This window comes from Nioella sediminis, from assembly GCF_001879695.1.
Classification (GTDB): Bacteria; Pseudomonadota; Alphaproteobacteria; order Rhodobacterales; family Rhodobacteraceae; genus Nioella; species Nioella sediminis.
Genome location: NZ_MNBL01000115.1, coordinates 1 through 12,283, shown reverse-complemented (window position 1 = coordinate 12,283; position 12,283 = coordinate 1). Strand labels below are relative to the sequence as shown.

11 protein-coding genes are annotated in these 12,283 nt (G+C 63.9%); 9 read left to right on the top strand and 2 right to left on the bottom strand.

All coding sequences use genetic code 11. The features are described from left to right. Window positions 1–27: 27 nt before the first annotated feature. A complete protein-coding gene (locus tag BKY26_RS14365) occupies window positions 28–660 on the bottom strand; it encodes a TetR/AcrR family transcriptional regulator (protein WP_071691079.1) in 633 nt (210 codons plus the stop codon). A 99-nt stretch (window positions 661–759) separates the two neighbouring features. Between BKY26_RS14365 and BKY26_RS14360 the strand changes: the two genes are divergently transcribed. The 4 genes from BKY26_RS14360 to BKY26_RS14345 all read left to right on the top strand — a co-directional run bounded on the left by BKY26_RS14360 (window position 760) and on the right by BKY26_RS14345 (window position 6,641). After that, on the top strand, window positions 760–2,805 hold the full coding sequence (locus tag BKY26_RS14360; protein ID WP_071691078.1) for an NADH:flavin oxidoreductase: 2,046 nt from the start codon (window positions 760–762) through the stop codon (window positions 2,803–2,805). 1 nt (window position 2,806) lies between these two features. Then, entirely contained in the window at window positions 2,807–3,538 is a 732-nt protein-coding gene (locus tag BKY26_RS14355; protein WP_071691077.1) for an NAD(P)-binding domain-containing protein, read from the top strand. Window positions 3,539–3,680: 142 nt separating this feature from the next. Then, window positions 3,681–5,372, top strand: coding sequence for a choline dehydrogenase (betA, locus tag BKY26_RS14350; RefSeq protein WP_071691076.1), 1,692 nt, complete (start codon window positions 3,681–3,683; stop codon window positions 5,370–5,372). A 306-nt stretch (window positions 5,373–5,678) separates the two neighbouring features. Then, window positions 5,679–6,641 (top strand): KpsF/GutQ family sugar-phosphate isomerase, encoded by a 963-nt coding sequence (locus BKY26_RS14345; RefSeq protein WP_071691075.1) that lies wholly within the window; start codon window positions 5,679–5,681, stop codon window positions 6,639–6,641. A 2-nt stretch (window positions 6,642–6,643) separates the two neighbouring features. Here BKY26_RS14345 and BKY26_RS14340 read toward each other — a convergent pair whose 3' ends face one another. Further along, complete coding sequence (locus tag BKY26_RS14340; protein ID WP_071691074.1) at window positions 6,644–7,849, bottom strand: ROK family transcriptional regulator; 1,206 nt, start codon at window positions 7,847–7,849, stop codon at window positions 6,644–6,646. Window positions 7,850–8,004: 155 nt separating this feature from the next. On the opposite strand from BKY26_RS14340, the gene BKY26_RS14335 reads away from it, so the two are divergent. The 5 genes from BKY26_RS14335 to BKY26_RS14315 all read left to right on the top strand — a co-directional run. Continuing rightward, a complete protein-coding gene (locus BKY26_RS14335) occupies window positions 8,005–9,039 on the top strand; it encodes a substrate-binding domain-containing protein (RefSeq protein WP_071691154.1) in 1,035 nt (344 codons plus the stop codon). Window positions 9,040–9,162: 123 nt separating this feature from the next. Continuing rightward, complete coding sequence (locus BKY26_RS14330) at window positions 9,163–10,239, top strand: ABC transporter permease (protein ID WP_071691153.1); 1,077 nt, start codon at window positions 9,163–9,165, stop codon at window positions 10,237–10,239. Next, window positions 10,236–11,009, top strand: coding sequence for an ATP-binding cassette domain-containing protein (locus BKY26_RS14325; protein WP_211267997.1), 774 nt, complete (start codon window positions 10,236–10,238; stop codon window positions 11,007–11,009). The genes BKY26_RS14330 and BKY26_RS14325 overlap by 4 nt, the downstream gene beginning before the upstream one ends. Further along, window positions 10,993–11,619, top strand: coding sequence for a nucleoside/nucleotide kinase family protein (locus tag BKY26_RS14320; RefSeq protein WP_071691072.1), 627 nt, complete (start codon window positions 10,993–10,995; stop codon window positions 11,617–11,619). The genes BKY26_RS14325 and BKY26_RS14320 overlap by 17 nt, the downstream gene beginning before the upstream one ends. An 18-nt stretch (window positions 11,620–11,637) precedes the next feature. Beyond that, window positions 11,638–12,283, top strand: a 646-nt coding sequence (locus tag BKY26_RS14315) for a carbohydrate kinase family protein (protein ID WP_071691071.1), incomplete at its 3' end; no start/stop codon positions are given.

Sequence of the window (12,283 nt, the reverse complement as noted above, 5' to 3'; positions counted from 1 at the left end):
AAGGGGTAGGAAAGGCACAAGCACGCCTTAGCGTTTCGCCCCGTGGCGGGCGAAGAATTCGGCGATTTCCGCCTCGCTCGGGGCCTCACCCGTGAAAACCTCTACATAGGGCGGCATCCGGTCCAGCCGGTCCGGCACCGATTCCCCCAACCGCATGGTGTAATAGCCCACCTGTGTGAAGATCATCGTGTTGGCCCGTGTCGCGGCCATGGCGGGGCTTTGCCCATGGCGTTCCAGCATCGCGCGCATGGCGGCCAGTCTGGCGCTGTCAGCGGCTTTCACCCGCGCCATCAGCGCCTCGTCATTCTGGGCCCAATTGCGGATCGCCAGGTCGAAACGGGAATCGAACAAGTCCTCGTCGATCCAGCAGTCAAACAGGTTGAAGACAGCGGCGCAGATCGACCCGGCAGGGGCATTGCAGCGTGCCACCAGATTGCCGGTGTTCTTCGCCTCCCACCGGTCGATGATCGCCTCCAGCAGCGCGTCCCGGTCCTGGAAGTGCCAGTAGAAACTGGTCCGCGACAGCCCAAGCGCCTTGGCCAGGGGCATCACCTTCACCACCTCGACTCCGCCATCGATCAGCAGCTGATAGCCTGCGTCGATCCAAAGATCGGCAGAGCCGCGCCAGCCATGGGACTTGTCGGGTTTCTGGATTGCCATGCGCCAGCGGTAGCATGCCACCCCGCCCCCCGGCAATCAACTTGACAGGTATGTCGATTCCCCCGAACCATCGTCCCGATCACCCGCGAGAGGCCGGACATGAGCAACGATCCCCTGCTGCAACCCTACCAGCTGAAACACCTGACCCTGCGCAACCGGATCATGACCACCGCGCATGAACCGGCTTACCCGGAGGATGGCATGCCCAAGGACCGCTACCGCGCCTATCACGTGGAACGGGCGAAGGGCGGTGTGGCATTGGCGCTGACGGCGGGCTCGGCCGTGGTGTCGCGCGATTCCCCGCCCGCCTTCAACAACGTGCTGGCCTATCGCGATGAGGTGGTGCCGTGGATCAGACGGCTGACCGACGGGCTGCACGAACATGGCTGCGCGGCGATGATTCAGCTGACGCATCTGGGCCGCCGGACAGGGTGGAGCAAGGGCGACTGGCTGCCCTCCATCGGCCCCACCGACGACCGAGAACCGGCGCATCGCTTCTTTCCCAAGATGATGGAGGATTGGGACATCGCCCGCGTGATCCGCGATTACGGCGACGCGGCGGAACGGATGCAGGCGGGCGGCATGGACGGGATCGAGCTGATCGCCCATGGCCATCTGCAGGATCAGTTCTGGTCGCCCCTGACCAACCGGATGGAGGGGCCATATGGGGCGGACAGCCTGCGCTCGCGCCTCCAGATCACGCTGGATATTCTAACCGAAGTGCGCGCGCGGGTGGGCAATGACTTCATCGTCGGCATCCGCCTTGGCGCGGATGAGGCGGAGCCGGGCGGGATCACCCCGGAAGAGGGGCTGGAGATCGCCAAACTGCTGCGCGACACGGGCCAGGTCGATTTCTTCAACGTGAACCGGGGCCGCATCCACACCGATCCGGCAATGACCGACATGATCCCCATTCAGGGCATGCGCTCCGCCCCGCATCTGGACCTTGCCGGGTCGATCCGCGCTGAAACCGGCATGCCCACCTTCCACGCCGCGCGCATCCCCGATGTGGCGACGGCGCGCCACGCGGTATCCGCCGGCCTTCTCGACATGGTCGGCATGACCCGCGCCCACATGGCCGATCCGCATATCGTGAAGAAGATCATGGAGGGGCGCGAGGATGACATCCGCCCCTGCGTCGGCGCCACCTATTGCCTCGACCGTATCTATGGTGGGGGAGAGGCGCTCTGCATCCACAACCCGGCCACGGGGCGCGAACTGACCATGCCGCAGGTGATTTCCCCCGCTGGCGAACGCAAACGGGTGGTCATCGCCGGGGCCGGTCCCGCCGGGCTGGAGGCCGCTCGCGTCGCTGCTGAACGCGGCCACCGCGTGACGGTGTTCGAGGCCGCCGACCGGCCCGGCGGGCAGGTGCTGCTGACCGCGCAGAACCCCCGCAAGCGCGAGATGATCGGCATCATCGACTGGCGCATGGCCCAATGCGCCGCCCGCGACGTGGAGTTCCGGTTCAACACATGGGCCGAGGCCGGGGACATCCGCGCGGAAAGCCCCGATATCGTCGTGGTTGCCACCGGCGGCCTGCCCTCCACCGCGCTGCATGAACAGCGGGGCGAAAGCGACCTTGTGGTCAGCGCATGGGATCTGATTTCCGGCGATGTGCGCCCGGCGGACAATGTGCTGATCTATGACGAGGCGGGCGATCACCCGGCCCTGATGGCGGCAGAGGTCGCGGCGAACGCCGGATCGACCGTGGAAATCATGACCCCCGATCGCAGCTTCGCGCCAGAGATCATGGGTATGAACCTCGTCCCCTACATGCGCGCGTTGCAGAATAAGAAGACCACCTTCACCGTCACCCGCCGCCTGCTTGGCGTGCGGCGGGATGGCAATGCCTTGGTGGCCACCATCGGCACCGACTACAGCGGCCACAGCCATGAACAACGCTACGATCAGATCGTGGTGAACTACGGCACGCGGCCCTTGGCCGATCTCTATTTCGACCTCAAGGAAGACTCCGTGAACCGGGGCGAGTTGGATCAGGATGCCTTCCTCAACGGTCGCCCGCAGGCGATCTGCACGAACCCCGAGGGCGCCTTCCAGCTTTTCCGCATCGGCGATGCGGTTTCCTCCCGCAACACCCACGCGGCGATCTATGATGCGTTGCGGCTGATGAAGGATCTCTGACATGCGCCTTGGATTTATTGGAACCGGCACCATCGCCAGCGCGGTGGTCGAGGGCATCGCAGGCGACGGCCACCAGATCACCGTCTCGGAACGCAGCCGCTCAAGGTCCGCCGATCTGGCCGCCCGCTTTGGCGTTTCGGTTGCGGACAACCAGGGCGTGGTCGATGCCAGCGACGTTCTGTTCCTTGGGCTGCTGCCGGATCAGGCCGCCACCGTGCTGCCGACGCTGCGCTTTCACGCCGGTCAAAGGGTGATTTCCTTCATCGCGGGCGTTTCGCTGGAAACACTTGCGCCACTGCTTGCCCCCGCCACGCCGGTTGCCCTGATGCTGCCCTTTCCCGGCATCTCCAAGGGGGGCTCTCCCATCATTTCCTTGGGGAAGACCGATCTGATCGACACGCTCTTCACGCCCGCAAACAGTGTCTATTCCGTCGAAAACGACGCGGAAATGATGGCCTACCTGGCGGCGCAGGCGGTGCTGTCGCCCGCCGTCAAAATGGTTGCCGATGCCGCACAGTGGATCGCACCAAAGGTCAGCGACCCCGCTCTGGCTGAGGATTTCCTGCGCGTGCTGGTCGGGTCCAACCTGATGTCAAACGACCTTGCGCCGCTGTTGCAGGCACTCAGTTCCCCCGGCGGCTATAATGCCCGGCTGCGCGAACATATGGATGCCGAACAGATGCCCGCAGCCCTGAGGCGCGGGCTGGAGAAGTTGGCTGAATCGGGCAAGTGACGTGACGCCCAACCTCACGAACCGTCGCATTTTCATTGAAACCGGTCGCAATTTTCCGCCGGAAGCCCCCTGCGCCGGGTCAATTTGGCGGTAACGGGTTCTGGCCGCCCGATCCGGCCAGCATTTCAAAGGGAAAGCAAAGATGCCAACGGCGCGCCAGGCCGATTTCGTCATCATAGGCTCCGGCTCGGCCGGGTCTGCCATGGCCTACCGCCTGTCCGAGGACGGCAAGCATACGGTGCTGGTGCTGGAATTCGGCGGGTCGGACAAGGGCCCCTTCATCCAGATGCCCGCCGCGCTGTCCTACCCAATGAACATGGCGATGTATGACTGGGGTTTCAAAACAGCGCCCGAGCCGCATCTAGGGGGCCGCAGCCTCGTCTGCCCTCGCGGCAAGGTCATCGGCGGGTCCTCCTCGATCAACGGCATGGTCTATGTGCGCGGCCATGCGCGCGACTATGACCACTGGAACGACAGCGGCGCGACCGGATGGGCCTATGCCGATGTGCTGCCCTATTTCCTGCGTATGGAAAACTGGCACGATGGCGGCCATGGCGGCGACCCCACCTGGCGCGGCACCAGCGGCCCCCTGCATGTCACGCGCGGCCCCCGCACCAACCCGCTCTTCCAGGCTTTCGTCGAGGCCGGGCGGCAGGCGGGGTACGAGCTGACCGACGACTATAATGGCGAAAAACAGGAAGGCTTCGGCCCGATGGAACAGACCGTCTGGCAGGGCCAGCGCTGGTCGGCGGCCAATGCCTATCTGAAACCCGCGCTGAAGCGGCCCAACTGCAACCTGATGCGCTGCTACGTGCGCCGGGTGATCATCGAGGATGGCCGCGCGACCGGGGTCGAGATCGACCGAAATGGCAAGATCGAGGTGGTGAAGGCCAATCGAGAGGTCATCGTCGCGGCCTCCGCCATCAACTCGCCCAAGATCCTGATGCTGTCCGGGATCGGCCCCGCCGCGCATCTGGCCGAGCACGGGATCGAGGTCATCGCCGATCGTCCCGGCGTCGGCCAGAACCTGCAGGACCACCTGGAGCTTTACATCCAGCAGGCCTGTACCCAGCCCATCACGCTCTATAAATACTGGAACCTGATCAGCAAGGGCGTCATCGGAACTCAGTGGCTGGCGACGCATACCGGCCTTGGCGCCTCGAACCAGTTCGAAAGCGCCGCCTTCCTGCGGTCCCGCCCCGGCGTCGATTATCCCGATATCCAGTATCACTTCCTGCCCATGGCCGTGCGCTATGACGGCACCGCCCCGTCAGAGGGCCACGGCTTCCAGGCCCATGTCGGCCCGATGCGCTCGAAATCGCGCGGCGCGATCACGCTCACATCGAGCGATCCGAACGACGCACCCAACATCTTCTTCAACTACATGTCCCATCCCGACGACTGGACAGACTTCCGCCACTGCATCCGTCTGACCCGCGAGATCTTTGCGCAGCCCGCCTTTGATGACTATCGCGGCAAGGAGATTCAGCCGGGCAGCCACGTGCAGACCGATGAGGAGCTTGACGAGTTCATCCGAGAAGAAGCCGAAAGCGCCTACCACCCCTGCGGTACCTGCAAGATGGGCGCGGCAGACGATCCCCTGTCCGTGGTCGATCCGCAAGCCCGCGTGATCGGCGTGGATGGCCTGCGCGTCGCCGACAGTTCGATCTTTCCGCGCATCACCAATGGCAACCTCAATGGTCCCTCGATCATGACGGGTGAAAAGGCGGCCGACCACATTCTCGGCAAGGGTATGTTGCCTCGTTCCAACCGCGAGCCTTGGATTCACCCTGACTGGCAGACCACCGTCAAGGCCGCCGACCGGCGACCCTGAGCCTGCTTCATCTTGGCAAAAATACCTCCGCCGGAGGCGTCCCGACATTGCCACCCTCGGTTCCGCCCGGCCCTTCGCATGACCCTCTCGACATGTCCGTGGCAACGCGGACCGACGAGGCCTCCCGCGTAAGCGGGGGGTTGAGGAGGGCCGCTCCCCGGTCGACGCCGGCAGGCGGCGAAACCGACCTCCTGTCTGCACGGGGGGTGTACAGCGGGTGTACGGGGGGTGTACGGGCGGTGACGGGCATTCTGCCTGATAGATTTCCCCTGACCTTCGCCCCGCAGATAGGCTAATCCTCTCCCCATGACCCGCCCCGATCCCGATCTGATCCGCCAAACCGCCGCCCGTGTCCTGCGCATAGAGGCCGAGGCCGTGGCCCGCATGGCCGAGGCTCTGCCCGCCGATTTCGAGGCCGCGGTCGAGGCGATCCTCACCGTCAAGGGCCGCGTGATCCTGTCCGGCATGGGCAAATCCGGCCATATCGCCCGCAAGATCAGCGCCACCCTCGCCTCCACCGGCACGCCCTCCTATTTCGTGCATCCGGCCGAGGCGAGCCATGGCGATCTTGGCATGATCACGCCAGAGGATCTCTGCATCCTGATCTCGAATTCCGGGGAAACCTCGGAACTGGGCGACATCGTCGCCCATGTCGCGCGGTTCGCGATCCCGATGATCGGGATATCAAGGAACCCCGACAGCACGCTGATGAAAGCCGCTGATCTGCGGCTGATTTTGCCAAATGAACCAGAGGCTTGCATTATCGGCATGGCGCCCACCACCTCGACCACGCTGACCCTTGCGCTTGGTGATGCGCTGGCCGTGGCGGTTATGGAACGACGCGGGTTCGTGGCGGAAAACTTCCGCACCTTCCACCCCGGCGGCAAGCTCGGCGCGCAGCTGGCGACGGCGGCACAGCTGATGCATTCGGGCGCGGCCCTGCCTCTGGTTCCCGCCGATATGCCCATGCCAGACGTGCTGCTGGTGATGACCGAAAAGGGCTTCGGCATCGCGGGCGTGACCGAGGGCGGCAGGCTGACCGGGGTCGTCACCGACGGCGACTTGCGGCGCAACATGGAGGGGCTGATGGGCAAGACCGCCGGTCAGGTCGCCACGCAGAATCCCCGCGTCATCGCCCCCGATACATTGGCAGCCGAGGCCGTGGGCCTCATGTCCGGCCGCATCACCGCGCTGTTCGTGCTGGACGAAACCGGCACGCCCCTCGGCCTTCTGCACATCCACGACTGCCTACGCGCCGGAGTTCTCTGACGTCAGATCGTATAGCCGATCAGGAACCGCCCGAGCAGCGGCTGGCTGGCCGCGCCGAGGGACCGCGCATCGGCGCCGACGGTGCCTGTCTCGACAACGGGCCGTTCCAACCCGGTGAAATCGAGCCCGTCAAAGCGTGCCCGCACTTCGCGAACAAGCGCGTTTCGCAGGTTCTCCGGCATCCATCCGTCGATCTTGATCGCCTCGAAATCAATCACCGACATGGCGGAATGGGCAGCACGTGCGATGGCATTCGCAGCCTCTGCCGTCCATTCGTTCAGCAAGGTCTCGGGCATGTCCCACCCCTCGGGGCTGTCCCACAGCATTCCGCTATCCAACCCTGCCTCGGTCAACCGGCGTTCCAGCACCACCAGCGACGCCAGATCCATCAGCTGCCGGGTCTGCCCGCCCAGGTCCACCACCGGCATCGGGCCGATCGCCCCGGCATTGCCCGTCGGACCGGTGAACAGCGTGCCATTGAGAACCACCCCGCCGCCGATGAAGAAGCCTATGAAGACATGGAGGAAATTCGCGGGCTGTTCACCGGTGCCGAAGACCAGTTCTGCACTACAGGCAGATGTGGCGTCGTTCTGCAGATAGACCTGCATGTCCAGCGTGCCCGACAGTTCCCCCAGCAGATCACGGCTCTGCCAGGCGGCCATCTTGCCCGGCTCCACGCCGATCATGCGGGCCCAGTCCCACAACTGGAACGGAATTGCGATACCGAGTCCTGCAATGCGCGGGCGCCGGTCGGCGGGCAGGGAAAGCCGAAGCTCGTCCACGGCGTCCAGCGAGAATGCCAGAACGTCACTGAAATCGGGATAGGCATAGATCTGTTTTCGCCGCGCGATGATCTGGCCCAGAAAATCCGTCAGGATCATCTCTGCCGACCTGCGACCGACCTTTAGGCCAAGGAAATAGGCCCCTTCAGGGTTTAGCCGCATCGGCACCGAGGGCTGGCCGACCTTGCCGCGCATCGGTTCCCCCTTCAGCAACAGCCCCTCGTCTTCGAGGCTGCGCATGATCACCGATACGGTCTGCGCCGACAGCCCGGTCAGCCGCGCAATCTCTGCCTTGGCCAACGCGCCGTGGCGGCGGATCAGGGTCAGCACAAGGCGTTCGTTCTGCGCCCGCATGCCGGTCTGGTTCGTGCCGCGCGTTTCCTTGGTGGCAACGGCCTGCGCCGGTTTTTCAGTGGTATCGGTCATGGTGGTCTCCCCACTGGGATATTGTGAGGCGCAAGGCAAGACGTCAATAATTAAATAAGAGTGATTTATTTATTGACAGCGGACCGGGAGTCGAGGCATTCAAGATGTCATGGGGCGATGAGGCGCCCTTCTTTGATACTTTCTGGGAGGAAGACATGACCAAGACCTTCAAGGCCCTTATGATGGGTGGCGCGGCCGCTCTGGCGATGACCGGGGCCGCCCATGCGGATGCGCATGGCGACGCGATCACCGCCTGCCTGATCACCAAGACCGACACCAACCCCTTCTTCGTGAAGATGCGTGAAGGTGCGACCGAGGCCGCCGAGGCCGCAGGCATCAACCTGCAAACCTACGCTGGCGCCATCGATGGCGACGTTGAAAGCCAGGTGGCAGCGGTTGAAACCTGCATTGCCGCCGGGGCATCCGGTATCCTGATCACGCCGTCCGATTCCCGCGCCCTTGCGCCGGTCATCGGTCAGGCGCGCGAAGCCGGCCTGCTGGTCATCGCGCTCGACACCCCGTTCGAGCCTGCGGATACCGCAGACGCTACCTTCGCGACCGACAACTTCGAAGCCGGCCGCCTGATCGGGGCCTGGGCCGCTGCAACGCTTGGCGACGCTGCCGCAGATGCCCGCATCGGCCTGCTGGACCTGAACCCCTCGGAAGTGTCGGTCGACTACCTGCGCGATCAGGGCTTCCTGACCGGTTTCGGCATCGACGTGATGGACCCGACCGACATCGGCGACGAAACCGATGAACGGATCGTCGGCAACGATGTCACCAACGGCAACGAAGAAGGCGGCCGCACCGCGATGGAGAACCTGCTCCAGATCGATCCGTCAATCAACGTGGTCTACACCATCAACGAACCTGCCGCCGCCGGTGCCTATGCCGCGCTGCAGGCTTTCGGTCTTCAGGACCAGGCGCTGATCGTGTCGGTTGACGGCGGCTGTGCCGGTGTCCGGGACGTGGCCGCCGGTGTCATCGGCGCGACCTCCATGCAGTTCCCGCTGCGCATGGCGTCGCTCGGGATCGAGGCGATTGCCCAGTATGCCGAAGACGGCAGCCTGCCCGAGAACTCCGAAGGGCTCGACTTCTTCAACACCGGCGTGATGCTGGTGACGGACAGCCCGGTAGAGGGCATCGAGTCGATCACCTCGGAAGAAGCGCTGGAACTTTGCTGGGGCTGATCCCTGCAACTCTCCCGGGGCGGCCGCTTGTGCCGCCCCACCCCCTACACCCCAAAATCATTGCCGCATCCCCGCCTGACCTGCATGGTACAGGCCGGTGCGGATATGGTCGGAGAGGATGACATGGCGGATCAAAACTCTACGTCGGACCGGGATTTCGAAAGTGTCCTGACCTCCAGCGATACATCCGTTGCAGAATTCGAAGACAGCCACCGCGGCGTGGTCGGCACGCTACAGCATGTTCTGCACGGAAACCCCACATTGGTGCCTGTGATCGTACTGGTCGTGGCCGTTCTGGCCTTTGGCCTGATCGCGGGCGACCGGTTTTTCACACCCTTCAACCTGACGCTGATCATGCAGCAGGTCTCGATCATCGGGATCCTCGCCGCCGCGCAAAGTCTGGTGATCATCACCGCCGGGATCGACCTGTCGGTCGCGGCCATCATGGTGCTGATGAGCGTGATTTCCGGCAAGCTGGCCGTGGAGCTTGGCGTTCCCGCGCCGCTGGCGTTGCTGATCGGCTTTGCAGGCGGCATCGGGGCCGGATACATGAACGGCTTGCTGATCACCAAGGTCAAACTGCCGCCCTTCATCACCACGCTTGGCACCTGGAACATCTTCTTCGCGCTAAACCTTTGGCTGTCGGGTGCGCAGTCCATTCGTGGTCAGGATATCGACGCCACGGCGCCGCTGCTCAAGTTCTTCGGTCTCAGCTTCACGATCGGTTCGGCCCGCGTCACCTATGGCGTGCTGTTGATGATCGTGATCTTCGTCGTGCTCTGGTACGTGCTGAACAAGACCGCCTGGGGCCGCCACGTCTACATGATCGGGGACGACAAGGAAGCCGCCGAACTGGCCGGTATCCGCACCGACCGCACCCTGCGGCAGGTCTACATGCTGGCGGGCTTCATCTGCGCGCTGGCGGCATGGGCGTCTATCGGGCGTGTGGGCTCGATTTCTCCGCAGAGCTTCTACGAAGGCAACCTTGAAAGCATCACCGCTGTGGTGATCGGGGGCATCTCGCTTTTCGGCGGGCGCGGCTCGATCATGGGGGCGCTTTTCGGCGCGCTCATCGTGGGCGTGTTCCAGTCGGGGCTGCGCTTGGCTGGTGTGGATGTGCTGTGGCAGGTCTTCGCCATCGGCTGGCTTATCATCATCGCGGTCGCGGTCGACCAATGGATCAGAAAGGTTTCGGCATGACGAACCCAATCTTGCAAGCCCGCGGACTGGTCAAACGCTATGGCCGCGTCACCGCCCTCGACAACGCCGATTTCGACTTGATGCCGGGGGAAATCCTCGCGGTGATCGGCGATAACGGGGCCGGGAAATCCTCGCTCATCAAGGCGATTTCAGGTGCTGTGACCCCAGACGAGGGCCGGATCACGCTGGAAGGGCAGGAGGTCAGCTACAGCTCTCCCCTTCAAGCACGCGAGGCCGGGATCGAATGCGTCTACCAGACGCTGGCCCTGTCGCCCGCCTTGTCGATCACCGACAACATGTTCGTGGGACGAGAGCTGAAGAAGCCCGGCTTCATGGGCAAGTACATGGGGATGCTTGACCATAAGGCGATGGAGGATTTCGCCCGCGCGAAACTGTCGGAACTGGGCCTGATGACGATCCAGAACATCAACCAGGCGGTGGAAACCCTCTCGGGCGGTCAGCGTCAGGGGGTGGCGGTGGCTCGCGCGGCGGCCTTCGGGTCCAAGGTCATCATCCTCGACGAACCCACGGCGGCGCTTGGCGTCAAGGAAAGCCGCAAGGTTCTGGAACTGATCCAGGACGTGCGGTCGCGGGGCACGCCGGTGGTTCTGATCAGCCACAACATGCCACATGTGTTCGAGGTGGCCGACCGGATTCACATCCACCGCTTGGGCAAACGCCTGACGGTTGTTGATCCGAAAGAGGTCAGCATGTCGGACGCGGTGGCCCTGATGACAGGAGCAATGCAGCCCGATGCCGTCGCGGCCTGAAGATACTGCCCAAACCACCCTGCCGCATCTGCTTGCACTCAAGGGCTCACGCAAGTTGATCGCGGTCGCGGGGCCGCCGGGATCGGGGAAATCCTCGGTCTCGGCGGCTCTGTGTTCGGAATTGCGGCAGGCCGGGCGATCCGCTGCCGTGGTTCCCATGGACGGGTTTCATCTGGACAATGCCATCCTGATGCAACGCGGATTGCTTGATCGGAAAGGCGCGCCGCCCAGTTTCGACGCGGCGGGCTTCCTGCATCTGGTGCGCCGGATCGCAGCGGGTGAGGACGTGATCTACCCCGTCTTCGACCGGGACCGCGACATCGCCATCGCGGGCGCGGCGCATCTTCCATCCGATACGGAGTTCGTGCTGTTTGAGGGTAACTACCTGCTCTTGAAAGACGCACCGTGGTCCGAGCTCCGACCGCTATGGGCACAGGCCATTGCCATCGACACCCCGCGCGAGGTTCTGGCGCATCGTCTTTTGCAGCGCTGGCTGGATCACGGGTTGCCCGAGGCGCAAGCCGTGGCTCGGCGTGATGCCAACGACATGCCCAATGCGGATCTGGTATTGGCCAACAGCTTGCCCGCCGATCTGACCATTTCCAACTGACCGAAGGACTGAAAACCCATGATCCTCTGCTGTGGCGAAGCCCTGATCGACATGATCCCAAGCCCGACAATTGAAGGGGGTAAAGACGGATTTGTACCCCATTCCGGTGGCGCGGTGTTCAATACCGCCATCGCGCTTGGGCGGCTCGGGGTGCAGACCGGGATGATCACCGGATTGTCGACTGACATGTTCGGACAGCAGCTGGATGAGGCCCTGCGCGCCAGCCACGTGGATACGACCCGCGTTATCCGGTCCGACCGGCCCACGACGCTGGCCTTCGTCAAGCTGACCGATGGACATGCGAGCTATTCCTTTTTCGATGAAAGCTCTGCCGGTCGCATGATCCGGCCCGAGGATTTGCCAAACCTGTCGGACGAGGTCAGCGCGCTGTTCTTTGGCGGCATCAGCCTTGCCGTGGAACCCTGCGCCGACACCTATGCTGCGCTCGCGGAACGCGAAGCTGCGGGACGCGCGGTCATGATGGACCCGAACATCCGTCCCGGTTTCATCAAGGATGTGGATCGCTACCGCGACCGTCTGGCCCGGATGCTGCGGCTGACCGACATCGTCAAGGTGTCCGACGAGGATCTGAACTGGATTTATCCGGGCCCGGAATCGCTGCAAGCCAAGCTGGACAAGCTGCGGGCGACCGGACCCCGGCTCG

Bases quoted from the DNA above. Each gene is read 5' to 3' on its own strand.
- BKY26_RS14365 (WP_071691079.1), bottom strand. From the start codon at position 660: ATGGCAATCCAGAAACCCGACAAGTCCCATGGCTGGCGCGGCTCTGCC.
- BKY26_RS14360 (WP_071691078.1), top strand. From the start codon at position 760: ATGAGCAACGATCCCCTGCTGCAACCCTACCAGCTGAAACACCTGACC.
- BKY26_RS14345 (WP_071691075.1), top strand. From the start codon at position 5,679: ATGACCCGCCCCGATCCCGATCTGATCCGCCAAACCGCCGCCCGTGTC.
- BKY26_RS14340 (WP_071691074.1), bottom strand. From the start codon at position 7,849: ATGACCGATACCACTGAAAAACCGGCGCAGGCCGTTGCCACCAAGGAA.
- BKY26_RS14355 (WP_071691077.1), top strand. From the start codon at position 2,807: ATGCGCCTTGGATTTATTGGAACCGGCACCATCGCCAGCGCGGTGGTC.
- BKY26_RS14330 (WP_071691153.1), top strand. From the start codon at position 9,163: ATGGCGGATCAAAACTCTACGTCGGACCGGGATTTCGAAAGTGTCCTG.
- betA (WP_071691076.1), top strand. From the start codon at position 3,681: ATGCCAACGGCGCGCCAGGCCGATTTCGTCATCATAGGCTCCGGCTCG.
- BKY26_RS14325 (WP_211267997.1), top strand. From the start codon at position 10,236: ATGACGAACCCAATCTTGCAAGCCCGCGGACTGGTCAAACGCTATGGC.
- BKY26_RS14335 (WP_071691154.1), top strand. From the start codon at position 8,005: ATGACCAAGACCTTCAAGGCCCTTATGATGGGTGGCGCGGCCGCTCTG.
- BKY26_RS14320 (WP_071691072.1), top strand. From the start codon at position 10,993: ATGCCGTCGCGGCCTGAAGATACTGCCCAAACCACCCTGCCGCATCTG.